Annotated in this window: 19 protein-coding genes; 8 read left to right on the top strand and 11 right to left on the bottom strand. The window is 47.5% G+C overall.

The window, feature by feature from the left end:
- Nucleotides 1-7: 7 nt before the first annotated feature.
- From E5331_RS15825 to E5331_RS15805, 5 genes are read left to right on the top strand one after another with little or no spacing between them, the layout of a single operon-like run.
- A complete protein-coding gene (locus E5331_RS15825; protein ID WP_123484363.1) occupies nt 8-1,036 on the top strand; it encodes a glycosyltransferase family 9 protein in 1,029 nt (342 codons plus the stop codon).
- Nucleotides 1,033-2,877, top strand: a complete 1,845-nt coding sequence (locus E5331_RS15820; RefSeq protein ID WP_135985894.1) for an LTA synthase family protein — start codon at nt 1,033-1,035, stop codon at nt 2,875-2,877. The genes E5331_RS15825 and E5331_RS15820 overlap by 4 nt, the downstream gene beginning before the upstream one ends.
- A gap of 7 nt (nt 2,878-2,884) precedes the next feature.
- On the top strand, nt 2,885-4,855 hold the full coding sequence (locus E5331_RS15815) for an LTA synthase family protein (protein WP_168355270.1): 1,971 nt from the start codon (nt 2,885-2,887) through the stop codon (nt 4,853-4,855).
- 3 nt (nt 4,856-4,858) lie between these two features.
- The gene (locus E5331_RS15810) at nt 4,859-6,040 is read left to right on the top strand and encodes a glycosyltransferase family 4 protein (protein WP_123484366.1); all 1,182 of its coding nucleotides are present in this window, start codon (nt 4,859-4,861) and stop codon (nt 6,038-6,040) included.
- 29 nt (nt 6,041-6,069) lie between these two features.
- Entirely contained in the window at nt 6,070-6,972 is a 903-nt protein-coding gene (locus E5331_RS15805) for a glycosyltransferase family 2 protein (protein WP_135985898.1), read from the top strand.
- A gap of 48 nt (nt 6,973-7,020) precedes the next feature.
- On the opposite strand, the gene E5331_RS15800 is transcribed toward E5331_RS15805, so the two are convergent.
- From E5331_RS15800 to trmD, 3 genes are read right to left on the bottom strand one after another with little or no spacing between them, the layout of a single operon-like run.
- Complete coding sequence (locus E5331_RS15800) at nt 7,021-8,121, bottom strand: glycosyltransferase family 4 protein (RefSeq protein WP_123484368.1); 1,101 nt, start codon at nt 8,119-8,121, stop codon at nt 7,021-7,023.
- Nucleotides 8,118-9,167, bottom strand: coding sequence for a glycosyltransferase (locus E5331_RS15795; protein WP_123484369.1), 1,050 nt, complete (start codon nt 9,165-9,167; stop codon nt 8,118-8,120). The genes E5331_RS15800 and E5331_RS15795 overlap by 4 nt, the downstream gene beginning before the upstream one ends.
- 28 nt (nt 9,168-9,195) lie before the next feature.
- Nucleotides 9,196-9,873 (bottom strand): tRNA (guanosine(37)-N1)-methyltransferase TrmD, encoded by a 678-nt coding sequence (gene trmD / locus E5331_RS15790; RefSeq protein ID WP_123484370.1) that lies wholly within the window; start codon nt 9,871-9,873, stop codon nt 9,196-9,198.
- A 1,017-nt stretch (nt 9,874-10,890) separates the two neighbouring features.
- On the opposite strand from trmD, the gene E5331_RS15785 reads away from it, so the two are divergent.
- The 3 genes from E5331_RS15785 to E5331_RS15775 all read left to right on the top strand — a co-directional run bounded on the left by E5331_RS15785 (nt 10,891) and on the right by E5331_RS15775 (nt 16,173).
- Nucleotides 10,891-12,660, top strand: a complete 1,770-nt coding sequence (locus E5331_RS15785; RefSeq protein WP_275441264.1) for an alpha-L-arabinofuranosidase C-terminal domain-containing protein — start codon at nt 10,891-10,893, stop codon at nt 12,658-12,660.
- Nucleotides 12,661-12,662: 2 nt separating this feature from the next.
- Complete coding sequence (locus tag E5331_RS15780) at nt 12,663-15,128, top strand: family 43 glycosylhydrolase (protein ID WP_123484372.1); 2,466 nt, start codon at nt 12,663-12,665, stop codon at nt 15,126-15,128.
- Between the two features lie 163 nt (nt 15,129-15,291).
- Nucleotides 15,292-16,173: an Rpn family recombination-promoting nuclease/putative transposase gene (locus E5331_RS15775; protein ID WP_123484373.1), complete on the top strand. Its 882-nt coding sequence runs from the start codon at nt 15,292-15,294 to the stop codon at nt 16,171-16,173.
- Between the two features lie 152 nt (nt 16,174-16,325).
- Here the strand turns inward: E5331_RS15775 and E5331_RS15770 are convergent, their stop codons facing one another.
- The 8 genes from E5331_RS15770 to E5331_RS15735 form a co-directional block, all read right to left on the bottom strand.
- Complete coding sequence (locus E5331_RS15770) at nt 16,326-17,654, bottom strand: inositol-3-phosphate synthase (protein ID WP_123484374.1); 1,329 nt, start codon at nt 17,652-17,654, stop codon at nt 16,326-16,328.
- A gap of 414 nt (nt 17,655-18,068) precedes the next feature.
- Nucleotides 18,069-18,794, bottom strand: a complete 726-nt coding sequence (locus E5331_RS15765) for an HAD family hydrolase (RefSeq protein ID WP_275441263.1) — start codon at nt 18,792-18,794, stop codon at nt 18,069-18,071.
- Between the two features lie 31 nt (nt 18,795-18,825).
- Nucleotides 18,826-19,779 carry a CDP-alcohol phosphatidyltransferase family protein gene (locus E5331_RS15760; RefSeq protein WP_135985900.1) on the bottom strand — a complete coding sequence of 318 codons (954 nt, stop codon included), beginning with the start codon at nt 19,777-19,779 and terminating at the stop codon, nt 18,826-18,828.
- Nucleotides 19,776-20,645, bottom strand: coding sequence for a hypothetical protein (locus E5331_RS15755; protein WP_123484376.1), 870 nt, complete (start codon nt 20,643-20,645; stop codon nt 19,776-19,778). The genes E5331_RS15760 and E5331_RS15755 overlap by 4 nt, the downstream gene beginning before the upstream one ends.
- A gap of 11 nt (nt 20,646-20,656) precedes the next feature.
- Nucleotides 20,657-21,370 (bottom strand): NTP transferase domain-containing protein, encoded by a 714-nt coding sequence (locus E5331_RS15750; RefSeq protein WP_135985902.1) that lies wholly within the window; start codon nt 21,368-21,370, stop codon nt 20,657-20,659.
- A complete protein-coding gene (gene pdxA / locus E5331_RS15745; protein WP_135985904.1) occupies nt 21,367-22,533 on the bottom strand; it encodes a 4-hydroxythreonine-4-phosphate dehydrogenase PdxA in 1,167 nt (388 codons plus the stop codon). Before pdxA ends, E5331_RS15750 begins: the two co-directional genes overlap by 4 nt.
- A 6-nt stretch (nt 22,534-22,539) precedes the next feature.
- Nucleotides 22,540-23,592: a dual-specificity RNA methyltransferase RlmN gene (gene rlmN, locus E5331_RS15740; protein WP_169477690.1), complete on the bottom strand. Its 1,053-nt coding sequence runs from the start codon at nt 23,590-23,592 to the stop codon at nt 22,540-22,542.
- A gap of 106 nt (nt 23,593-23,698) precedes the next feature.
- Nucleotides 23,699-25,828, bottom strand: coding sequence for a SurA N-terminal domain-containing protein (locus E5331_RS15735; RefSeq protein WP_135985905.1), 2,130 nt, complete (start codon nt 25,826-25,828; stop codon nt 23,699-23,701).
- Between the last annotated feature and the right edge of the window lie 222 nt (nt 25,829-26,050).

Genomic DNA, 26,050 nt, shown 5'->3' with positions numbered 1-26,050 from the left:
CACCGGGATGAACAAAAACAGACATACAGACCATGCGAAGAAGCGCATCCTTGTGGTGCGCTTCTCGGCATTGGGGGATGTGGCGATGACTCTCCCGGTGGTATATTCCCTCGCCCGGCAATATCCGGACGTGGAGATTGATTTCGTGACCACCCCATTCTTCGCCCGGCTATTTCTCAATCCTCCGGCGAATCTCACGCTGCGCCCTGTCGATCTGAAGAAGGATTACCACGGAGTGAAGGGCACACTACGCCTGCTACGCTATCTGTCGTCGCTAAGACCGGACTATGTCGCCGACCTTCACAACGTGTTCCGCAGTTGGATAATCGACAGATGGTTCCAATTGAAGGGTTTGAAGGTGGTCATGGTCGATAAGATGCGCGGCGAACGCAAGGCGGCAATCTCGCAGAAGGCTCCGCAGCCATCATTCTTCTCACGTTATGCCGACGTGTTCGCGAAATTGGGATTCCCTGTTGACGTCACCTTCACCACCCTCTTCTCCGACGGACTGCCCACCACGACCATTGAGCCGGAACATCCCGCCGTAGGCATCGCTCCCTTCGCAAGATATGCCAACAAGACTTATCCTCTGCATCTTGTGAAGCGTGTGGCGGAAATGCTGACCGCCAACGGCATCCACGTCTATCTTTTCGGCGGACGGGGTAAAGAGGCTGAGGAATTGCAGCGTCTTGCCGACTCCACACCCGGATGCACGTCGCTCGCCGGACGCTTCCCGATAGAGGAGGAGCTTCCCCTTATGGGAAAGATGGACGTGATGGTAAGCATGGACTCCGCCAATCAGCACATGGCGTCGCTATGCGCCACACCGGTGGTGAGCATCTGGGGTAGCACAACGCCGGAATGTGGATTCATGCCCTACCGACAGGATCCAGACAATGCGCTCTGTCTGCGCCTCGATTGCCAACCATGCTCAATAGCCGGCAAACCGGAATGTCCGCTCGCCACTCTCGCTTGCATGAACAATCTGCTCCCCGAAACAGTGGCAAATAAAATATTATCATTAATCAAGCAATGAACATCCTGAATTATCTCATCCTCATACTGGCGATGTGGAGTTGGTGTGTGCTTTTTTTCTGGCTCATACAGAAACCGGTGTTCGGATTTCTAAATAAAAAGTCATGCACTGCGACAATCACTCCGCAAGCTATCTCCCGCGTGTATCTGAAAGGGGCGGTCAGCGATTTCATAATAGCATCCTATCTTACCGCCATACCCATATTGACAGGACTTGTCCATACCCTATACCCCTCATTTGATCTCCGTTGGGTGCTCACTCCCTACTCCATAATTATCGGCATAGCCGTAGGACTGATCTGCATCGGCGATACCGGACTCTATGCCTTCTGGCAATCGAAAATCGACGCATCCGTATTCTCTTATCTGCGTCATCCGAAAGGGGCATTCGCCAGCGTGTCATATTCATATCTTGCGATAGCCATTCTGTCGGCGTGCATCGTAGCTGCGATATTCGCATGCGGCTGGATTCTTATCATCTCTGAAGCCCAACGCCACACACTCCTCGCTCCTCTACCGACCTGGCAACTTGCCGCAGCACCGATATTATGTATCCTTCTGCTTGGATGCGGCTTCCTCATCATACGGGGATTGAAGATTCGCCCCAACAATCCAAGCGTGGTCTATTTCAGCCCCATACCCTTCTTCAACCATTGGGCACTGAACCCCATCTACAATATGATATACTCTCTCGGTACCCGCAACGAGTTTAAGGGACGCTTCGTGGCATTCGACGACAAGGAATGTTCCGACCTCTTCACCCCACTCTTCCCTACCGACGGCTCTCCGCAGACAAAGCTGCTGAACACCGACCGTCCCAACATACTGACAATAGTATGGGAGAGCTTCGGAGGTAAATTCTGCGGGGCTATCGGGGGTAAGGCAGACGTCACCCCGGAGTTCAACCGACTGGCGGAGGATGGAATCCTTTTCACCAACTGCCGCGCAAGCTCCTTCCGCACCGACCGCGCCCTGCCGGCTATCTTCTGTGGACTCCCGGCTCAACCCACTACAAGCATAATCCGTTATACCCGTAAACTTGCAAATCTCCCGGCTTTACCCGCCGACTTGCGCGACAAGGGGTATGACACGGTGGCTGTACATGGAGGCGACCTCACCATCATGCACAAATCAGACTTTTACCTCTCTTCCGGACACACCCGTATAGTGGCTCAGAAAGATCTGCCTAAGAATCTTGATGAGGATAAATGGGGCATACATGATGCTCCTGTGGCAGACTGGGTATATGACGAGGTGATGCGTCTGTCGGAGAAGAGGAATCCTTGGCTCCTGTCGCTACAGACATTAAGTTCGCACGAGCCTTTCACCGTGCCCTACAACCGTCTACCTGATCCCGCCGAAAATTCAATGGCATATACCGATTCCGCTGTAGGGTCGCTCATAGACCGACTGAAACAGACCCCGGCATGGAAGAACCTGCTTATTGTAGTGGTGGCAGACCATGGTCTGAATCTCGGAGAGGTGTCGTCCATACGCGACAGTTTCTCCCACATACCGATGCTCTGGACCGGCGGAGCGGTGAAAGAACCGATGAAAATCGACACGATAATGTCGCAGACCGACCTTGCCGCCACACTGCTCGGTCAGTTGGGACTTCCACATTCCCACTACCCTTTCAGTCGCGACATACTCGCCGACACCTACACCGTGCCCTCCTCGTTCCATACGTATCCCAACGGATTCCTATTTACCGACTCATCCGGATTCACCGACTTCGACAACGACTCCGGAATGGCCCTATACGGGTCAGCCGACGCCAATCGCGAAAGACGCGGCAAGGCTATTCTCCAGACTCTTTTCAGGTATCTCGACAAGCTCTGACATGACAATGAAACCTAAAATCACGTTCATCCCTCTCCGGCTACTCATAAATCTGCTGTGGGTCTATCTGACGTATATCATCTGCCAGATAGCCTTCGTGCTTGAAAACCTCAGCACATTCTCCTCCTCACTGACACCGGCATCCTGCCTTGACTTCTTCATAGGTGGACTCCATTTCAGCACCTCGGCAATATGCTATACCAACATACCCTTCATGCTGCTGTTCCTCACGGCGGCATTCCTCCCGAAGCTGAAACCCGTCTATCTCGCAATCGTTAAATGGCTCTTTGTTATAGTCAACGGATTGTGTGCCATCATCAACCTTGCTGACGCCACCTTCTTCTCCTTCCGCCTGCAACGCACCACAGCTGCCTTCTTCTCTGAATTTCAAGGGGAAGGGAATCTGATGAAGATCGGGGGCATGGAAATGGTGTCGCACTGGTATTTCATAATACTTGCCGTCGCGATATTCTATCTTCTCGCCCGATTATACATGCGTCCGGTTCATCCCTACCACCGTTCGCCGGCATACTACATCGCCAACGGTCTGTCGGTGGTCATCATAGGGATGCTGTACGTCTCCGGCATGAGAGGATCAAGCATATTCGCAAAAGCCACACGTCCCATCTCCGTGAACGATGCGTTCCGCTACACCACCTCACCAACAGAAGCCGGGATAGTGCTCAACACCCCCTTCACCATACTGCGCACCATGAGCCGCCGTTCACTCCCCACTCCCGAATATTTCCAATCGGATGAGGAATTAGCTGCCATATATACACCGCTACACACTCCTGCCAGCACTCCCGACTCCGTTGGCACACCGAAAAAGAAGAATGTGGTCATACTGATTATGGAGAGCTTTGCGAAAGAGTTTATGGGCTACTACAACCGAGGACTTGACAGCGGCACCTACAAAGGCTACACACCCTATCTTGATGCCATGGTCGACAGCTGCATGTGGTTTGACGAAACTATCGCCAACACATTCTACAGCATCGACGCACCTCCGGCAGTGCTTGCCTCAATACCACGCGCGGAGTCGCCATTCGTGGTGTCGACACATTCCGTCAACTCAATCAACTCCCTTGCCTCTGAATTGAAGAATATAGGCTACTCTTCTGCCTTCTTCCATGGTGCCCCCGATGGCTCACTGGGTATAGAATCCTTCACCAAACAAGCAGGATTTGACAGCTATTTCGGTCAGGAGCAGTTCTATGAGGATAGCCGTTTCGGTGGTAAGGAGGAGTTTGACGGCACATGGGGTATATGGGACGAACCGTTCCTGCAATATTTCTGCGCCAAGCTTGGGGAGATGAAGCAACCGTTCATCGGGTCGGTCTTCACACTCTCATCCCACCATCCCTTCAAGGTGCCGGAGAAATATAAGGATGTCTTCACTGACGAGGGTGAGTTTGAGCTTCACAAGGCTATCAAATATTCCGACTATGCCCTCCACCGTTTCTTCGAGACGGCACGCAAACAGGCGTGGTTCGGTAATACAATATTCGTAATCTGTGCCGACCATACGAGCAGCAAGCGCACTCATGTCGAGTATAAGAATGAGATGGGTAATTTCCGTATTCCGATCCTTATCTATGACCCCTCCGGAGATCTGCCACGCGGACGTCAACCCGGTATCATGCAGCAGATCGACATAATGCCCACATTGCTCAATCATATAGGTTATGACCGTCCATATATCGCTTTCGGCAAGGATGTACTGCACACCGCCCCTGAGGATACATGGGCTGTCAACTGGAACGACCTCCCGACGTATATCAAAGGGGATTACCTTATGATTCTCGACGGAGATAAGGTGAAAGGGATGTACAACTACAAGACCGACCCCGACAGTAAGCTCAACCTCTACGGCAAAGGTCTACCGGAAGAGAAGGATATGGAGACCCATCTGAAAGCCTTCGTACAATCCTACCTCTCCCGAATGAACACCGATAACGTCACCGTAAAAAAGTAAATCATGGATAATGCCAACCATACACTTTCCGAATTACCGACTCTGAATATCAACTCTATCGGCTTCGACGCTAAACGCGCTGTGCTCAACTATTCCGGATTGGGCAACTATTCCCGTCTGGTGCTGGAACTTATAGCCAACCGTTTTCCGACAGCTGAGATGCGTCTCTTCACACCGAAAGTGAAGGAAAACCGATTGTTACAACCGATTCTCCAACGACCAAACGTATCGATAGAGACTCCCGACACCATATTCGGACGAATGTTTGGCAGCCTTTGGAGGTCGCGCGGCATGACATCGCAGATCAAACGCTTCAATCCTGACCTGTTTCACGGACTCTCCAACCAACTTCCCGTAGGCATTGACAAGACCGGCATCCCAAGTCTCGTCACTATCCATGACGTGATATTCATACCTCATCCTGAGTTTTACCATCGTCCCGATGTGGAGATTTACAAACGACATTTCCATCGTTCGGCAAATCTTGCCACCCGAGTAATGGCTATCAGTGAATGCACAAAACGTGACCTTATCCATTATTTCAATATACCGGAAGAGAAAATCGACATAGTGTATCAGGGGTGCGACAACTCCTTCTATATGCCTGTCACTAAAGAGAGACTTGACGATGTGCGTAAGCGTTATGCCCTTCCGGAACGTTACATCGTCGGGGTCGGCACCATCGAACGACGTAAGAACCAGTTGCTCGCAGTCAAGGCACTCCCCTCCCTCCCATCCGACATATCACTCGTGCTTGTTGGGCGTCCTACCGATTACGTCAAGGAGATTCAGAAGGAGGCAACTCGTCTTGGTGTATCCGATAGACTAAAACTGATACATGGAGCTGATTTCAAGGATTTTCCGGCATTCTATTCCGGTGCAATACTCTCCTCCTATCCATCGCATTATGAAGGGTTTGGCATCCCTGTGATTGAATCTATTGCATCAGGCACTCCCGTTGTGGCAGCTACCGGTTCATGTCTTGAAGAGGCAGGCGGTCCGGGTGCGCTCTACGTCACACCACAATCCACCGATGAATTTATAGATGCAGCCCGTGCGATAATATCCGACACATCGCTGCGCGATTCTCTCGTGGCAAACGGACAGAAATATATCAAACGTTTCTCTGCTGAAAATTTCACGAAAGGGCTGCTCGACTCTTACGCCCGTACCCTCGGCAGCTAAACACACATATATACCCTTAACCCATCATTATGAAAGAAACCGTTCAGACTCCATATTCTATATTCATTCCAACCTGGAATAATCTTGAAATGCTTAAGCTTTGCATCAAAAGCATTGAGCAAAATTCCGCTGCCAAGCACGAAATACTAATCCACGTCAACGACGGCTCCGACGGCACTCTGGAGTGGGTAACGGAAAAAGGCTATAAACATACCCACAGTAAGGAGAATATCGGAGTGTGCTGGGCTATGAACTCCCTCCGTTCGTTAATGACAACCGATTATGTGGTCTATATAAACGACGACATGTATATGTGTCCCGGCTGGGACACTGCTATTGATGAAGAGATACGCAAGCAGCCGAATGATTTCTGGTATCTTACCTCAACCATGATTCAACCCCGTCCTCATTATACAAGAAAATTAAGTGTGCAAGTTGGTGATTACGGAACGTCAGTAACCACTTTTGATGAAAAACGACTGTTGGAAGAGTTTACAAAATATAAAACCATCGATTGGCAAGGAGCAATGCTTCCTCCGACTATCGTACACCGCAAGGTATGGGATCTTGTCGGCGGCTACAGCATTGAATACTATCCCGGGATGGCATCAGATCCTGATTTTAATGCAAAACTTTGGTTGGCAGGAGTGAGGACATTCAAAGGGATTGGCAACAGTCTTTGCTATCATTTCATGAGTGTATCCGTAAACCGGATTACACAAAACCGGGGATACTTGCAATTTCTAAGGAAGTGGGGTGTGACATTAAGAGCATTCTATAAATATTTCCTACATGCCGACTTGCCTTGGGGTGAAGAGACTGAAACTTCTGAATCCGTCATAAGGAGGGAGAAACTAAGATGTAAGTTTAAAAGATTCATCACATCATTCAAAAACTTCAGAGGATTGGATCTTTGGAATAATTTTGGATAAAATCATCTTATAAGTCATCAAATTGATGTTGTCTTAACTTCAGTTAACTCACAACTTAGATTTCTGACTTATTACTGATTGATATATCGCCTGCATCTCCGCAAAGAACTTAGGATAAGAGAATTTTGATTCAAACGTCAACCTGGCATTTCTCCCCATCCTACTTCTCAACTTCTCATCCATCAGCAATTTCCGTATGGCAGCAGCCAACTGCTCCGGGGATGAGGGGGACACAAGCATTCCATCCTCTCCATTTGTGATTATTTCCGGCTGTGCCCCATTGTCAGACGCAACCACCGGTACACCCTGCGACATAAATTCAATTATAGTGAGACCAAAAGCCTCTATGCAAATAGATGGAGCCACCCCGACGTAGGCATCAGCAATCGAGGGGTAGACATCCCTCTTATGCCCTTCCCATACAATCTTATCCGCCACTCCATATCTTTCACTCATCTCGCCAAGATATGACATATAGTCGGCATCACCGGTGCCTACCACATGCAACATGAACGGTATATCCTTAAGCAAAGAAATGCTATTTATCAACACCTCAATCCCCTTATCCTCACAAACCCTACCGGTATAAACAATTTTAGGCAAACATCCATCCTGTACATGCATGTCTGCATCTACCTTTTTCGGAACAATCACACTGTTGTAGACCACGGCAGTCTGCAACATCTTTATCTTTGGTGTCGGTTCAAGGAATATCTTCTTTATTATTTCCGAGACAAATATTATCTTATCAATCCTGCCATAAATAAACGACCAGAATGCCGAGGTGTGGGCTTTCTTACGGAAATGGAGTGTAGTAACCACTTTCACGTTCTTGTTGCGGCACAGGCTCTTGGTTCTGACCGCAGTAATCGCATTCTTGAAATTATGCGCATGTATTATCACGTCATCCTCCGAATGTCTGCCTATATAATTTGCAAGTTTCACAGGACTGATGAAATCCAACACACCATTTAATCTCAATCTTCCCACCTCAAATCCGTTTTGTATAAATGGAGAGTCGGTAAGAGGATGACCTTTCGTGAAAATAGCCACATTTTCTCCAGATTTCCTTTGAGCAATAGCCAAATCAAGAATATAGCGTTCAACGCCTCCCCAAATCTTATTTGATGATAAATGGATTATTTTCATGTCTGTTTCAATAAGTATTGCTCTGCCTGCTGAAGTACATCTTCAAGATAACGGCCATTCTTCAGCCTTTCATTTACCCTCTCTACATTCCCAACCATCTCCCTATATTCATCCGCCGTAATCATCGATAGCCGGGATTCAAGGTTCCTCAAAGAATCCACGCATATACCAAGATGATTATCCTTTATAAATTTAGCTCTTCCACCCTTACTCCAGACCACAACAGGGGAATTGCAACGGAAATATAATGAGATCTTATGCGGGTTGTTATATTCCATATACTCCCCTATCTTGCCGATCCCGAAGTCAAGCGAAGTGCCATACCACGACAATCCGAAATCTCCTTTATGCGACTTCATCAGATCCGTATCTTTCGCAAAACCTTCGAAATGCAGATTCGGCAATTCAGCAAGCAGATCTTCCGATGGTGAGTGTCCATACAGATAAATATCCCTTTGAGGCATAATCCTTGCGAGATCATAGATATATCCATACGTAGCAGGAGAAAGATCACCTACATAGAAAAGTGAATAATTCCGATCAACCACTTCATGAGCCTTACCGGATGCTCCATGTATATAGTCCATTATCTCATAATCAATCATCTTCACCCGGCAACCATGCGATGAGAGCCATTCCCTCATTCTGTGATTATGGGTCAGCAACACGTCACATTGGTTAAGACGACAGATTTCCTCTTCCGGTGTCAATGTCTTCTCTCTGAAAGATGACAGGTCATGAATCAGACAAACTATCTTTGCCCCCTTCTTATGCGACACCCCGCAAATCTCATCAAAACCGATCTTCATTGGATATTGCAATACAATCATATCTCCCGGACGGATTGACCGGAGAGCCTTTCTATAACTGACATAATTCTTTATGCCATGATATATCCCATTATGACAGACGGATTGCGGCAGACCGATATTGACAAAACCCAATCTATCCATGACTGTCTCTATGTCGGTGCGTGCAATACTTCCGCCACAATCCAACTTCTTATAATTTCGCGATATATATACTTTTCTCGTGATTTTAATCATGGATATGGGAATTGAGTTATGGCAATGATTATTCATCAAGGAGGTCGGGACGTAGACGACGTGTGCGTTCCAGACTCTGCTCATGACGCCATTCGGCTATCTTTGCCTCATGTCCTGACAGGAGAATATCAGGCACTTTCCAACCGTTGTAGTCTGCCGGACGTGTATAAATCGGCGGGGCAAGAAGATCATCCTGAAACGAATCGGAGAGTGCGGATTGTTCATCACCTATCGCACCGGGTATCAGACGGACTATGGCATCCGTCATAACGAGTGCAGGGAGTTCACCACCGGTCAACACATAATCGCCGATTGAGATCTCCTTCGTCACGAGATGTTCACGTATCCTGTAGTCCACACCCTTGTAATGACCACAGAGCACTATCAGATTCTCTGCCATCGACAGACCGTTTGCCATCTTCTGATTGAAAGTCTCCCCGTCGGGCGATGTGAATATCACCTCGTCATATTCGCGCTCCCTTTTCAAAGCATTTATGCAAGCCTCCACCGGCTGCACCTTCATCACCATACCGGCTTCACCTCCAAATGGATAATCATCCACCTTACGGTGCTTATCATCGGTATAATCACGAAGATTGTGCACGACAATCTCAGCCAACCCCTTATCCTGAGCCCGCTTAAGTATCGAGCAACCTAACGGAGACTCAAACATCTCCGGAAGCACTGTCAATATATCGATCCGCATTGAATTTATACCATTTTAGAATTTAATTACAAAAATAACACTATTTTTCCATATTACCACCATCCTCACCCCGCATCCCCATTTATTTACACAAAAACAGCAAGCTCACCACTTGAAATATAGATAAGTTTATTGATATTCCACCATGACATACACCATTTCAAAGGTCATTGCAGTCACAACAGGATGCCACTATTCCGTTGACTTCCACAACAACGGAAATCTGTTATCCAAAAATATTTGCACGAAAACATACTTTATCTCTGTATTATTAGTACATAAAGTACGTTTTCACGCAAGATGCCATTTATAGCCAATCAAACGTTTACCTCAAATAAAATTGATATGTGGCTTACTCTGATTTTCCATATTACCACCATCCTCACCTCGCATCCCCATTTATTTACACAAAAACAGCACGCACACCGCTTGAAATCTCTCATCAGTCATAATGAAACCCCATTACTCTATCTTCGGGTTTACATATTTCCTTTAAAATCTTAGCCATTTTATTGTATAGTTTTAATATTGCTGGTTACTTAAGTGAGTGGGACAAGACAATGTTTGCAAAATATTTGAGATAAAATTCAAACTCTTTGGAATATAATGCCCCATACCGGAGACAAATATTAAGTTTTTTATAGTCTCAAAAAATTAGTAAGAACTTAAATATCCCAAAGATATAATAATAATCATCAATCACTTACAAACAAAATCAATGCCATTTAATTAATCTGAATATTTAATTGCTAAAATTTATTTAGAATCATAATGTTAGTTAATAATTTTACGGAGGATCAAAAAAAATTTAACTACAAACCAATAATTAGAAAAAATATCATGGAATTAAGCAATTCACTGACAAAACGGTTGTCTACAATATTGGCAACCATGTCACTTGTTGTTTTCATGTCAGCAGCACAAAAACATCAAGTTGGTAAAAGTATCAGCAAAGATTTATTTGGTATCTTTATTGAAGATTTGAATTATACTGCCGATGGAGGGCTATATGCAGAAATGGTACAGAACCGTTCATTTGAGTATTCACCATCTGATGTAGATTTACATGAGTATCATAAAAAAGGACAATGGCATCCATTCACGGCTTGGGAATTTTTAAAAGTCGGGAATGCAATTGCTACGTTGTCGTTAGAAACAGAGAAACCACTTAATGCCAATAACAGGCATTATGCTTCGGTAGATATATTCACAGTTGGACAGCAAGGCGCCGGATTACGTAATAACGGTTATAATGGTATGGTAGTTCGCATAGGTGAATCGTATGATTTATCCGTTTTCCTACGAGCAAAAAATGATGGCCAAGTTTGTGTCCGTTTGGTAGAACGTGATTCTGTTCTTGCCGAGGATATTATAGATATTGACACCTCCGACTGGCGCAAATATGAAACTACTCTCACTCCAAACAAGAGCAGTGAACAGGCAGCAGTAGAAATCCTATTTTTACAAGAAGGTCGTGTAGACATTGACATGCTTTCTCTATTTCCTCAGAATACGTTCAAAAATAGGAAAAACGGACTTCGTGCCGATATAGCTCAGGTATTGGCAGACCTCAATCCAGCTTTCATGCGTTTTCCCGGAGGATGCCTCACTCATGGAGACGGACTGAATAACATCTATAAATGGAAGCACACCATCGGACCGGTGGAACAGCGAAAGGAGGACTATAATATATGGAACTACCGCCAATCCATGGGACTTGGATTTTATGAATATTTCCAGTTGTGTGAAGATATAGGAGCCAAGCCACTACCTGTATTGGCAGCCGGAGTAAGTTGCCAAAATTCAGCACGGTTACGAGGAACGGGGCAGCAGACCATTCCGATAGAAGATATGGACGAGTATGTACAGGATATGTTGGATTTGATAGAATGGGCTAATGGAGATATAAATACCACATGGGGACGCATGAGAGCAGAAGCAGGACATCCCGAACCTTTTCATCTGGAATACATAGGCATAGGCAATGAGGACCATATAACGCAAGACTTCAAAGAACGATTCTTAATGATTCAGAAGGCCATCAAACTCCACTATCCTGAAATCAAAGTAGTGGGTACAGTTGGGCCCGGTCCCGATGATTGGGATTGGAAAGAGGGTTGGGCATTTGCCCGTGAGACAGCCCCAGATCTCGTAGATGAACACTATTATCGTCAGCCACAATGGTTTCTTGACAACCTACATCGTTATGACAATTATGACCGTACTCAGTCTAAAGTTTATGTAGGCGAATATGCCAGTCAAGGTAACACCATGCTAAATGCTATTGCTGAAGCGGCTTATATGACAGCGTTGGAGCGCAACGGTGATGTGGTGTCTCTTTCATCCTATGCCCCATTGCTGGCGCGAATCGGGAATACTCAATGGAATCCTAATTTGATTTACTTTGATAAGACAAATGTTTATCCTACTGTAAATTATTATGTACAGCAACTTTTTGCCAATCATCGAGGAGATACATATATCAGCAATGTGGTGAAGGGGATTGAAACCGCCTCGTGCGTCCGCGATAGCAATACAAAGAAAGTCATGGTAAAGCTCGTGAATACCACTGACAGCATAGTGGATGTTCAGGTAAATCTCGGTTCTCAAAAAATCCGTTCATATAACGCCGAGGTTGCTGTGTTGTCAGGCAAACGTGACCATAAGAACGGTCAGGGCAAGCATTTGGAAACAGACGTAAGGCCAATCGTAGGTAAAGAGAAGCTATCTCGGAAATTCATGCGTAAATTACCACCTTATTCTTTAACAGTCATAACATTTAAATAATAATGAGAAAATTGTATTCTTTTTTTGTCTTGTTGCTATATCTGTCAACAGCTGTTGCTCAACAATGGCCCAAGTGCATCCTTGCTGGAGATTATCCTGATCCCAGTGTCATGCGCGAAGGTAATGATTTTTATATGACACACTCTCCATTCGTCTATCAGCCGGGATTCCTTATATGGCATTCCAACGACTTGATGAATTGGCGCCCTGTGGGTAGAGCTCTTGAACAATGGGATGGGTCAGCTATGGCTCCTGACTTGTTGAAATATAAAGATAAATACTATATATATTTCCCTTCCAATGGCACTAATTATGTCACATGGGCTAAAGACATACGTGGACCATGGAGTGACCCTATAGATTTAAAGGTCAACGGAATCGACCCCGGACATGTGGCTGACCAACATGGCAACCGCTACCTATTTATAAATAAAGGTGAGATGATTCGACTTGCTCCAGATGGACTGAGCACTATAGGTAAAAAAACAACGGTGTACGATGGATGGGAAATTCCGAAACAATGGGTCACTGAAGGAAAATGGCCCGAAAATTATTTGGAATCGCCTAAAATCATCTATCGGGATGGCTACTACTATCTTACTTGTGCAGAAGGTGGTACTGCCGGACCTGCCACAAGCCACATGGTGGTAAGTGCACGTAGCCGATCTTTGGAAGGAGGTTGGGAAAACTCTCCTTATAATCCCATTATCCATACTTATAGCAGTCAAGATCACTGGTGGTCAAAAGGACACGGAACGTTGATTGATGATGCAGAAGGAAGATGGTGGATGATATATCATGCTTATGGGAAAGACTACCACACTTTGGGACGCCAAACACTAATTGAACCGATAGAGTGGACTTCTGACGGATGGTTCCGGGCATCGGAAGATAAGTCAGTCAATTTTTCTGAAATTTCAGAATTGCCTGATTTGTCTGATAACTTCCGTGAAGATACGTTGGGTTGGCAATGGAGTTTCTGGAAGGAGAACGCACGAAAATTGGTGAAGGTCGGTAACGGACAAGTGAAAATTCCTGGTAAAGGAACCACTCCTACTGATGGGCGTCTTATGCTAATGACTGCTCAACATAAGAATTACGAAATTGGCGTAACGATGAAGGTCTCCAGAAAAGGGAAAGCCGGATTACTACTGTATTACAGCGAAACAGGATATACCGGTGTTGCCTTTGATGGTTCTAAGTTTTATGTTTATGACGCCGGCAAGTTGATTCGTACAGGAAAAAATCCTTGGGGAAGTAATGTGAAAATAAAGATACACAATTGTGCCAACAAGGTGACAATATATGCCGGCAGCGATGAAAAAGACTGGACTATGCTGGCTGAAAATTTAGACGTGACAGACTTAAACCACAACAAGTTGAAAAATTTCTTTGCTCTACGTCCAGCTCTATTCTCTGCTGGAAAAGGTGATGCTGTGTTCAGTGACTTTAATTATCACGATGCAGTGCCACATGAAAAGGATATGGCAGCTTATTTGATGGTGTACCATTTGGATGAAGATCATGGGTTACACATGGCAATCAGCCGAGATGGTTACTCGTTTACTGCATTGAATGATAACAATCCTGTTATCGCTGGAGACACCATTGCCGACCAGTTAGGAATCCGAGATCCACATATTTACCGTGGGCCTGACGGTGCTTTCTATATGAGCATGACCGACTTGCATGTTTTTGCGCAACGCGACGGCAAACGCAATACGGAATGGGAACGTGATGGCAAAGTCTATGGTTGGGGAAATAACCGTGGGTTGGTGTTGATGAAAAGTTTTGACCTTCTCAATTGGAAGCGCACCAATATCCGTTTTGACAAAATGTCGGCTGCTTGGCAAGAGATTGGCTGTGCGTGGGCTCCGGAAACGATTTTTGATGAAACCACAGGGCGTCTGATGATTTATCTGACAATGAGGCACAAAAATGAGCCTAATAAACTATATTATTGCTATGTCAATGATGAGTATGATACAATTGAGACGATGCCTCAGCAATTATTCCAATATGCCGACGAACGCAAGTCTGCCATTGACGGAGATATCACTAAGTTCGGAAATAGATATATCCTTTCGTATGTGGCGCACGATGTAAACGGAGGTATCAAACTGGCTTACGCCGACCGTCCATCTGGTCCATGGCATTTCGATCCTCGTTGGGTTGATTTCGAGCCTCGTGCCTGTGAAGCTCCTCATGTATTCAAGCGCATAGGAGAAGACAAGTGGGTACTAATGTATGACGTGTATAGTATCACTCCTCATAATTTTGGCTTTATTGAGACATCTGATTTCGATAGTTTTACTAATCTCGGACGATTTAATGAGGGCGTAATGCGTACTACAAACTTTACTTCACCCAAGCATGGTGCCGTAGTTCATATTACAGAACAAGAGGCTCGTTCTCTTTGCAAGAAGTGGAGAATAGATTACGATACACTTCCGTTACATTCAAAATAGAAATTGTCTCCTTTTGAATCTACAACTTAAATTCGGCAATAAATTTGATTTATTGCCGAATTTATTTACACAAAAACAGCAAGCTCACCACTTGAAATCCCGTTTTTTATATACCTTTGTGATTGGAATATAAGTGACGTATAAATCATTAAATCATACTACCATGTGTACGGAAAGATACATACATCCGTTTACAGATTTCGGGTTCAAAAAGATATTCGGTTCTCTGGAGAACAAGCATCTTCTCATAAGGATTCTTAATGACCTGCTTGAATGTAATGACCCGATTGAGGATCTGACCTACATAGATCCAAAGGAACTCGGAGTTCCCTCTATCTACTACATGTCTATATATTATATGTGCTGCCAGACAAACTCTGGTGCGCGTATAATCGTCAATATACAGAACATGTATCCAGATTTATTTAAGAACCGAAGTTTCTACTATTCAAATTTCTCAATATTGGAGTCTGTAAATAAGAGTGAGTGGAGTTATAACCCGCCGCCGATTTATACCATAATATTTATGAACCACTATATGCAGCAGTTCTGCGATGACCCGGAACCGAAACATACGGCAAGGATATGTGATGTAAGCAACGGACGGGTACTGTATGACAAACTGACATACGTCTACATCGAGATGCCAAAGGTGGTGAAGCCATTGGAGGAACTGGGAAATCCTGTGGAAAGATGGCTTTGGGCAATAAAGAACATGAACGATCTCGATGAATATCCGGAATCACTGAAGGATGAGATATTCCGTGAACTGTTCAGGGTATCAGAGATATATGCATTCACCAAGGAGGAGCGTATGGCTTATGAGGAGAGTCTCAAGAATATGCGCGACTGGAACAACATACTCAACACCGCCGTCAAGAAAAGTCATGAAGAAGGGAAAGAGAAAGGACGGGAAGAAGGACTACAAGAAGGACGGGAAGAGGAACGGAGAATACTTGCCAAACAGATGATTGCAGCAGGTCTGTCAATAAGCAAGGTTGCTGAAATCACCGGACTCTCTACTGAAACAATCGAGAATCTATAATTTCCACATATAGATTCAAAAGATTTAAAAGATTTTTTCAAATGATATAATGAAGTTGTCTAAACTTCAATCTTTTAAATCTATATGCAAAAAGGGACGGCAGGCTTCGCGCCTGTCGCCCCTGTCTATTTCAGGTAAGCATTATTTTCGGATCAATCGATCTCCTCGTCTGCCTCGTAGCCACCCATCTCACGGATAGCATTCTTAAGCATCACATACTGCTGGAAGAGGTGGTTTACAGGCACCTCACCCTTAGTGTAGTCATGCATCGGGCTCTTGAGGAAGAAGCTGAGGAAACGCTGTGTGCCATAACGGCCAGCACGCATGGCGAGGTCGCTCAGAAGCACGAGGTCAAGACACAACGGAGCTGCGAGGATTGAATCGCGGCAGAGGAAGTTGATCTTGATCTGCATCGGATAGCCCATCCAGCCGAAGATGTCAATGTTGTCCCAACCCTCTTTATTGTCATTGCGCGGAGGATAGTAGTTGATACGCACCTTGTGGTAGTACTGTGTATCCTCGTCATTGCCATGACCATAGAGATCGGGCTGCTCCTCAGGCACGAGAATAGACTCGAGAGTAGAGAGCTTGCTGACCTCTTTTGTGCGGAAGTTAGCCGGCTCGTCAAGCACGAGACCGTCGCGGTTGCCAAGGATGTTGGTTGAGAACCATCCGTTCAGACCGAGGCAGCGAGTGCCGATGATCGGAGCGAAACCGGATTTCACGAGAGTCTGACCGGTCTTGAAGTCCTTGCCGGCGATAGGCATCTTTGTCTTCTCTGCGAGCTCCCACATAGCCGGGATATCTACAGTAGTGTTGGGAGCACCCATGATGAAAGGGCAACCCTCCTGAAGAGCGGCGTATGCATAGCACATTGAAGGAGCAATATTCTCCTTGTCGTCAGCCTTCATTGCAGCCTCAAGAGCCTCAAGAGTGCCATGAACCTCATCGTTAACCGGAACGTACACCTCAGTTGAAGCCGCCCAGAGCACAACCACGCGGTCAACGCCAGTCTCCTTCTTGAAGTTGCGGATATCTTCACGAAGCTGCTCAGCCATATCCCAACGATCCTTGCAATCCTTCACGTTATTGCCGTCAAGACGCTTTGCATAATTCTTATCGAAAGCAGCCTTCATAGGCTTGATAGCCTCCAATTCAGCCTGAAGAGGAAGGATATCCTTAGCCTTCAGCACCTCTGCATTGACAGCAGACTCAAATGCGTTCTCAGGATAAACGTCCCATGCGCCAAACACGATGTCGTTGAGATCTGCGATAGGAACTATGTCTTTATAATGGAGATATTTCTTGTCTTCGCCACGACCGATACGGATCTTGTCGTACTGGGTCATTGAGCCGACAGGCTTTGCAAGCCCTTTACGTGCTGCGAGCACACCTGCCATGAAAGTTGTGGAAACGGCGCCGAGGCCTACTACAAGCACACCAAGTTTTCCTTTAGGTGCTTCAGCTTTTTGTGTTGCCATAATTATCTTTAATTGTGTTTTTGTTCTGATTCAATTTAGGGAATCCTCATTCCATCACGGACCATCCGTGACAGACGATTCTCCAGAGGGCAAAAAAAGATGCTCCGCTTTTAGAGAAGCACCCTCTTCCAAATCGCGCCGTAAAATTACAGGCAATTTTACATTCCACAAAACTATTTATCTAAAAATATACTACCCTAATTCTTAAAGTTTCTAAACAAGTAGTCAATTTATATAATTTGTGTTAATTTTATATCAATTCAAACAAATTTAGTTAAAATAAATCAATTAGGCATAAGGCAATTTCTCACCTAAAAAATCAAAAAAACGGGAATCGGCAAAGACCGACTCCCGTCTATATTTTCGCAAGAAATAGTATGATTTAGATTCCGGCTCATCGGAATCCGGATCATATCAGGCATCCAATAAGACACCGAGTCCCTCATCAAGACTACGGATTATATTCGGATGGAAGGTGTCGTCCTCCTCTTTAGTCCAGCCCTTCCCCTTGATCCACATCACCTGGCAACCTGCCTTCTCAGCAGGGATGATATCCTTGGAATAGCTGTCGCCAAACACGAGCACCTCTTCCGGCTTAAACCCAAGAGCCTCCACACCGAGGGTGAATATCTTCGGGTCAGGCTTCCTGACGCCGACAACGGCACTCTCTATAATCTTCTTGAAATAGCCATCTATGCCGAAATCCTTCAGCACAGTCTCCACATTACCGTAGAAATTGGAGACGAGCACCATCGGATACCTCTTCGCAAGCACATCAAGCACACTCTTCGCACGCTCCACACTCGCCTTAGCCGAGGCATAGCATATCTCCGCCACTCTCTTCGCCGTAGGCTCCACCTGTTCGGGCGGGAACTGACCAAGCTCTGCAAGACGCTGAAGCTCTATCTGCATCTTTATATCCAGAAGGTCGTGGAAATTGTGATGCGGAAGGATATGAAGGGTGCGGGCAAGCTCCCTCTCGGCATACACATACACCTCGCGGAACACCTCTTTATCCACCTTCACTCCCGCCTGCTGCCAGGCTGCCCATATCACCTCACTCCAATGGTCGCCACCGGTGTCGATGGTGCCGCCATAATCAAAGATAATACCCTTAATTTTCTTGACGTCAATATTCATGATACTTTCATGTTGTGTATTTAAGCAGGCATCATTTCTTGGAAAGTTCCGTCACGAAATTCCTGCATATTCTTTCATGACGGCACATCATATATATTAAAACGCCGTTGAGCACCGTGAGTTCGAAAGCGAAGTAAAGCCACGGCATACGGAATATCAGAATAGCTGCAAAAAGGGCGAAACTGCGGGTGTTGAACGACAATATATTCGTGTATTTCATCAGCGGCTTGCTCTTGGCGCGGAACGCATCGCGGAACGACTGAGGCACCTCGTTGCCATACTTCTCCTTTAGCACGGCACGCAATCTCTGCATCCATGGGGTGCGCTTCTCCTGACCCACCGTATAGTTGGTATAGAACGCGAGAGTCAGTTTCTGCCAGAAATCATGCTTCCATGAGAGGGAATGGAATTTCTTCCACAGTTCCGACGCACTGTCAAGTTCGCTACCCTCCTTCCCCTTCAGGAAATAGAGATGGAACTGACGGTAATAGTCAGCCATGGCAGCCTGCGTGGCATGGAAAAGACCGGTCACCACTGCCATTACCCATATTACCCAATGGTGTGCGCTGAAAAACTCGCTCGTCACATTCTCACGAAGGCATATCGCAACGTATATGGCGGCAAACCACAGGTCGCCGCTCACGCCGTCGAGTATACGCCCTATGCGGGAATATTGCTTCGTCATACGTGCCAGCTGACCGTCGGCACTGTCGAACGAGTCCGCCCACACGAGAAGAAGCACGCCGAGAAGGTTTATCCATATATTATTGTAATAGAATGCCACTCCGGCACCCACTCCGAGAAATATGGAGGCTATCGTTATGGCGTTGGGCGTGATGCCAAGTCTCTTAGCCAAGAGAGCCCAGGCATATCCTATAGGACGATAGAATATGAGGTCGAACGTCTCCTCCGTGTCCATCGACTTGAGGGAGTCCTTGAAACTCGGTTTCTTCTGCTCCCCTGCCGCATTATTATTTACGCTCATCTCTTCCTCCACTTTTTAATTGCGTTAAGCACACACTTCGCGATATAAGGCGCAGCCTCCTGACGACAGGGTGCGAAACTGGGCCAGTCATTGAAGTCGATTATCCTTATCGTGCCATCGGGATCAACGATGCAGTCGCCGCCATATATCTTTACGTCGAGGATATCCGATGCACGCTGGCACATCATCTTCAGCTCTTCCTCATCAAATTTCAATCCGCGGCTCTTGCCGTTGACAGCCTCATAGCCATACTTGCTGTGCCCCTCGTCAAAGGGATAGAACCAATAGAAGAAGGGCTGACCGCTGACTCCATAGAATTTTATAAGGTCTCCCACAAGATGACGGTTGATGACCGCACGCTTTATGCCACGGTAGAAATATTCATGCACCACCTCCTGGGCCTCCTCCGGATGGCGGCAATAGCTGACGTCCTCCTTATGCATGGCATGAAAGTCGCCGCGTTTTATCCAGCATGATGAGAACCCCGCCTCCTTCAGATCATCAATGACATTCTCATTAGTGTTGACAATCAGACTGTCGGGATAAGGTACCTTATTCCCAAGCAATATGCGCGTCATACGCTCACGCGTACAGTTCTCGATGCCGTAGCCCGAATTAATCACGAGTCTGCCCTCATCCTCCAATGATTGCAGCTTCGCAATCGACGACTGCTCACGGCACATGTTGAGCACAATCTGCTCCGTGATATCCTGCTCGCGGAATTGCTCCTCATTATAAATATTGACCACGCATCCGCGCTTGCGCAAATGTTCGGCAGCGGCATTGAATATTGCCGCGTCATTCCCTATATGATTGGGAGAATAGGCACCTGCCCTCATCACTCCCGCTATTTTAATCTCTGCCATATCTATATCAATTACTCACCCTCAAGAAACGCTTCAGCCGAAGCTATATCCGAAGCATGATCCACGTCAACAATCTTATTCATGTCATACGCACGCAGATCAAGCCCCGCAGCCACAAGACTTCTCTGATAGTTGCGCATTCGCCCGACACCATCGGCAAGACACTTTCTCAACACCGGTATCGCGCTCCCGGAGAGTCCGTAGATACCGCCGCTGACGTATTTCACCCCAGCCTGCGGCGCATCGAGGAATGCCGTGATACGGTTGTCATCATCAGTGGCTACATAGAGGGGTTTCTCATCATCAATAAAACCGGTGACTGCCATCATGCCGTCCACCTCCTGCGGGGCAGCAGCATACGCATTGACGTATCGTGCGAAATCCTCCTCTCGGAAAATGGTGTCGACAGTCGTGATTATAAACCGTCCCTTCCCCTCCATCAGGCTCGACAATTCATAAAAACTGTGCATTGAGGTCGGCGTGGTCTTCACCACAAGATTCAACGGACACGGGAGCGACGGAGCAAGCGAACGGAGATATTCAGCCACCTCAGTCATCTCCTCATTGACTATCACGCTCACCGATTCTGCCCCACACTTCACGAATATATCTATCAGACGCCCGATCATCGGTCTGCCACACATCCTGACGAGAGGCTTAGGCAATCCCACCCCCTCCTGTACAAGCCGCGAACCCTGTCCGGCGGCTATGATACCATAATTCATTCTTCTGACGTTTGTTGGTTATCTTTTTCCGACGATTCCAGCTCTTCCTGGCCGGAGTCTGTCGCATTCTTTCCTTTATTTCCGTTACGCATCGGGGCACGCTCTCCCTTCTCCGGACGGTCGGTGCTATACTTCTTCAGCGGGTTGGCAGCCGCCTCATCAAATCTCTTCCGACGACGGAATATGTCGATTGCGGCATATATCGCCTCACGCATGGAAGTGGCATCCGCCTCCCCCTTCCAGGCAATGCCGAAGGCAGTGCCGTGATCGGGCGACGTCCTGACGAATGGCAATCCGGCAGTGAAATTCACCCCCTTCTCTCCAGCAAGGGTCTTGAACGGAGCCAGTCCCTGGTCATGATACATCGACACGATGCCATCGAAGCTAAGATAGTCGCCCATACCGAAGAAACCGTCGGCGGCAAACGGACCGAATGCCATTATCCCATCTTCGAAACAGGCGGCAATCGCCGGGGCAATGATCTCCTGTTCCTCGCTTCCGAGCACCCCGCCATCGCCGGCATGAGGATTGAGAGAAAGCACTGCTAAGCGCGGGCGTGTCAGTCCGAAATCACGTTTCAGAGAATCGGAAAGCGACTCGATCGCCTCTTTCACGCTTTCCACCGTGACGGCAGACGCCACCTTGGCTATCGGCAGATGCGTGCTCACCAACGCCACCCTGAGATCATCGGCAAAGAGAATCATCCTCGCCTTCGCGCCACCACCTATGCGGCTTTCCAGATATTCCGTATGACCGGGGAAGTGGAACGAATCCCCCTGCACAGCCTCCTTTGAGATCGGAGCAGTCACAAGCACATCGATATGTCCCTTCTCAAGAGCCTCCGCAGCAGCCTCCAGTGCTGCCACAGCCGCCTTGCCCGACTCCTCGGTAGGTTCGCCGGGCGTCAGCTGCGGCGGCGTGCCGCACACGTCAACAACACTGATCCTGCCATCCTGGGCATTGGCGGCAGACGCCACCTTTGTCAGCCTGACATCCTCCTGACAGAATTGGCGGCGTGCCTTCTCCGCAATCTGAGGGGAGCCGAAAATCACCGGGGTACACAATTCCCTCATCATCTCATCGGCAAGCGACTTGAGGATCACCTCATAGCCGATGCCGTTTATATCTCCGTGGGTTATACCCACCCTTATCGGTCTTGCCATAATAAATCAACTTTTTTTACCTGCCAACATGCCGCATGCCGCCATTATATCCTCGCCACGTGAGCTGCGGATAGTGGCAGTGACGCCCTTGGAGTTAAGGTAATTCCTGAACATTATCATCCTCTCATCGCTGCTCGGGTGGAGTTCAACGCCGGGTATCGCATGAAACCTGATAAGATTCACCCGGCAGTCAAGACCCTTCAGCAAGCGCAGAAGGAGATCGGCATGAGCGATATCATCATTCACCCCACGCCACATTATATATTCAAGCGACAGCCTGCGCTGATGACTGAAATCGTATGCTGCCAGCACCCTCATGACGCTCAGTATCGGGAAAGCCTTCTGAGCAGGCATAAGCTGCTCACGCTGCAAGGGATCGGCGGTATGCACACTGACCGCCACGTGCACCTGGGTCTTGTCGAGCAGATCCTTCAGCTGCGGAAGTTTCCCCACGGTCGACACCGTGATACGCTTCGGGCTCCATGCCATTCCCCATTCCGCCGTCATTATCTCTATGACGGGGAGAACGGCATCAAGATTATCAAGCGGCTCACCCATGCCCATGAACACCACATTCGTCAGTTCCTGTGCTGCGGTCTCCCCCTTCGCAGGAGCGGGGGGTATGCTCAATATCTGATTTATGATCTGCGCGGCTGTCAGATTCGCCTTGAATCCGAGACGCCCCGTGGCGCAGAAATAGCAATTCATCTTGCATCCTGCCTGTGAGGAGACACACAATGTGGCTCTGTCGCGATCCGGGATATACACGCTCTCTATGTTCTTGCCACCGCCGACGTTGAAAAGATACTTCACGGTTCCGTCTGCCGACTTCATACGCGACACGGGAGCCTCACGGCCTACGGTATAGTTCTCTGAAAGCCATTGGCGGTTTTTCTTCGAGATATTCACCATCTCATCGAAATCCTTCACTTTCTTCTTATATAGCCATTCGGCAAGCTGCTTGCCGACGAATTTCGGCATACCTCCCGACAACACCACTTTCGTGAGCTGGTCGAGCGTCATGCCTATCAACGGGGTCTGCTGGATTGTCTGTTCCATAATTAGGGTTCTTTTGTTGATGAAAAACCATTTTCAAAAGAAAGGGTCATCCCCGGAAACGGCGACGACCCTTCGCAATGTCTCTTCAATCCGAAGGCACCGGCGATCAGTCGCCTGCCTCGAATTTATAGATGTTGTTCTCAAATTCCTTAGTACCCTGAAGCATGTCAGCCATATTGGGGTTGACGAGCTGATAGTACTGCTGTTCATACTGAGCCTCGCTGAAGGGGAAATCCTCCTTTGCATTAGCCTTGATACGGTAAGCGTAGACGCCGTTCTCTCCGGCTACCAACACTACCTTGCCAGGCTTGCTTCCGGCAATCTTACCCATCACCTCAGCATCACGCACCTGCATGTTGCGTCCGAAACGGAAGTTAGGCACGTTCTGCTGCTCCACGCCCATGGCATTTGCCGCAGACTCGATTGTGCCGGCTTTCGGCTGATAAAGCTTTACAAGCTCCTCGCCTGCCTTTGCACGACGTGCCTTATCGGTGGCATAATTCTTGACCTCGCTGTTTGCCAACGGTGCATAGTCATCATATTCGTTGACTACGGCTACCGCATACAGAGCCGGGGTAAGAGCGTCTTTCGACTCATAGATATGGCTCACCTCACCCGGATTGCCATCGATCATCACCCAACGCACCACCTGGCGGCTGTCGGGGTAATAGCTCTGAAGACCTGCCATGCGCGGAACTGCCACTGAAGAGGAAGAAAGGCTGAGATCCTGCACTGAGTAGCCGGCTTTGGCTGCATTCTCTGCGAATGCCTTTGCTGATGTATTCCCCTCAAGGAACTTCTCAAGTTTAGCACGCTCGCCGTTGATTGTCTTGGTGCTCGGTTTGAGTTCATAATTCACCTCATCATAAGAATAAACCTCTACAGGAGCGTTTTTCTTAGTGATCTTCGCGAGTACGGAACCCTGCGGAGAGGTCATGAGGGAGATATATTTGCCGTTGGCATTTACGAGCGAATCAACCTGAGCTGACTCGAGAGCGTTTGTGCGTCCCTGAGCTGTGAAGAGCGGAATCCACTGTTCTTTCTGTGCAGCCACGCTGTCGCCGAACGTGCCGGCGAGAGAGTCGATGGGCAGACCGGCGTTAAGCTTTGCAAGCACCTTTGCCGGAAGGGTTGCGCCAACCACCTGCACGAGATTAAGCTGTATTGAGTCAGTGACCTGCGAACGCTTACCCATTTTCACGAGGCTGAAGCCCTTGATATTGTCAGAAATCAGTTTTACGGAATTAGCCTCACCGGAAGTGACGAAATCACGCACCGCACCTACCGGGATATCCTTAGCGCGAAGCTCCTTATGAGTGACGATGATGCCCTCCTTCTTAAGCTCCTTGCTTATCTGCCCCAAGCTGTCGCGGAGTTCCATTGCAGTCTTCTCAGCCAACTTGCGTGCAGCGTCGCGGTCTTCGGCAGAGGGGGAGATATTGACAGCGATGAAAGCTACGTCCTTGGTCATCTCGTCTACCTTGAAACGCGATTTATCCTTGTCGTATGCAGCTTTCACGGCAGCCTCATCGACAGCATATTTCTTCGGGTCGAGCTGACCGAAAGGATGATAAGCCACATCGACGTCGCTGGTCATGATATAGTCGTTATAAAGAGCCTTCTTGTCAAGATCGTTAGCCTTCACCAATCCGTAAAGGAGTTTCTGATAGGTCTGACGCTTCACCATCTCCATAGTCTCCTGCTCCATTGCAATCCAAGCTCTCTGGAACGGAGCCATCTGAGAATCGGTAAGACCATTACGCTTGGGATTGAAAATCACCTCGTATGCCTGCTGGGGAGTCGACACGCTCAGACCGGAAGCATTAAGCTGCTGCACGATTGTCTGCATTGTCGGGTTGACCGGATTCTCGAGCACGTAGAAGCGGAGCTGCTCGGGCGATGTGCTGATGCCTGCTTTCTCCACGGCATCGTCAAGGAGTTTCTCGCTGACGAGTTCGTCAAGAGCCATCTGAGAGAGCATCTGGCTGTCGAAGTTAGCGAGTTGCGCCGGATTCTGACGACGGGCCTGCTCATAACGGTTATTGACTTCTTCACGTTTACGGATATATTCCGTGTAGTCGATTTTCTCTTTACCAATCTTTGCCACGGTAGTGTGGTTGCCGAAGAGATTACGGCTGTTGGTGATCGCATCACCAATGATGAAGGCAAGCAATGCCAAACCTATCACTACGATAAGCAGTCCTGACTTGCTTCGGATTCTTTCTAATGTTGCCATTCTATGCTATAGCTGTTGTTTGTGTTGGTTAATTCGCTTGGAAATGGCCATGACCGGCAGTGTCTTCTGGAAAGACACCGCCGGACTGACGGTTTTGAGCACGCAAAGATAACACTTTTGGCTCAATTCCCCAATTTTAACGCAGATTTATTAATTATTTTTCATTCAAACTGCGTCGCGACCACATTCAAATCAAGCCTTATATTCCAAAACTTATAGATT

Origin of the sequence: Lepagella muris (genome assembly GCF_004793975.1) — a bacterium.
GTDB classification, from domain to species: Bacteria; Bacteroidota; Bacteroidia; order Bacteroidales; family Muribaculaceae; genus Lepagella; species Lepagella muris.
The sequence above is the reverse complement of the archived record's forward strand: the minus strand, read 5'-3'. Positions and strand labels throughout refer to the sequence as shown.

Bases quoted from the DNA above. Each gene is read 5' to 3' on its own strand.
- E5331_RS15795 (WP_123484369.1), bottom strand. From the start codon at position 9,167: ATGATTAAAATCACGAGAAAAGTATATATATCGCGAAATTATAAGAAG.
- E5331_RS15815 (WP_168355270.1), top strand. From the start codon at position 2,885: ATGAAACCTAAAATCACGTTCATCCCTCTCCGGCTACTCATAAATCTG.
- E5331_RS15735 (WP_135985905.1), bottom strand. From the start codon at position 25,828: ATGGCAACATTAGAAAGAATCCGAAGCAAGTCAGGACTGCTTATCGTA.
- E5331_RS15810 (WP_123484366.1), top strand. From the start codon at position 4,859: ATGGATAATGCCAACCATACACTTTCCGAATTACCGACTCTGAATATC.
- E5331_RS15780 (WP_123484372.1), top strand. From the start codon at position 12,663: ATGAGAAAATTGTATTCTTTTTTTGTCTTGTTGCTATATCTGTCAACA.
- trmD (WP_123484370.1), bottom strand. From the start codon at position 9,873: ATGCGGATCGATATATTGACAGTGCTTCCGGAGATGTTTGAGTCTCCG.
- E5331_RS15805 (WP_135985898.1), top strand. From the start codon at position 6,070: ATGAAAGAAACCGTTCAGACTCCATATTCTATATTCATTCCAACCTGG.
- E5331_RS15750 (WP_135985902.1), bottom strand. From the start codon at position 21,370: ATGAATTATGGTATCATAGCCGCCGGACAGGGTTCGCGGCTTGTACAG.
- E5331_RS15785 (WP_275441264.1), top strand. From the start codon at position 10,891: ATGGTACAGAACCGTTCATTTGAGTATTCACCATCTGATGTAGATTTA.
- E5331_RS15760 (WP_135985900.1), bottom strand. From the start codon at position 19,779: ATGAGCGTAAATAATAATGCGGCAGGGGAGCAGAAGAAACCGAGTTTC.
- E5331_RS15800 (WP_123484368.1), bottom strand. From the start codon at position 8,121: ATGAAAATAATCCATTTATCATCAAATAAGATTTGGGGAGGCGTTGAA.
- pdxA (WP_135985904.1), bottom strand. From the start codon at position 22,533: ATGGCAAGACCGATAAGGGTGGGTATAACCCACGGAGATATAAACGGC.
- E5331_RS15825 (WP_123484363.1), top strand. From the start codon at position 8: ATGAACAAAAACAGACATACAGACCATGCGAAGAAGCGCATCCTTGTG.
- E5331_RS15820 (WP_135985894.1), top strand. From the start codon at position 1,033: ATGAACATCCTGAATTATCTCATCCTCATACTGGCGATGTGGAGTTGG.
- rlmN (WP_169477690.1), bottom strand. From the start codon at position 23,592: ATGGAACAGACAATCCAGCAGACCCCGTTGATAGGCATGACGCTCGAC.
- E5331_RS15765 (WP_275441263.1), bottom strand. From the start codon at position 18,794: ATGAATATTGACGTCAAGAAAATTAAGGGTATTATCTTTGATTATGGC.
- E5331_RS15755 (WP_123484376.1), bottom strand. From the start codon at position 20,645: ATGGCAGAGATTAAAATAGCGGGAGTGATGAGGGCAGGTGCCTATTCT.
- E5331_RS15775 (WP_123484373.1), top strand. From the start codon at position 15,292: ATGTGTACGGAAAGATACATACATCCGTTTACAGATTTCGGGTTCAAA.
- E5331_RS15770 (WP_123484374.1), bottom strand. From the start codon at position 17,654: ATGGCAACACAAAAAGCTGAAGCACCTAAAGGAAAACTTGGTGTGCTT.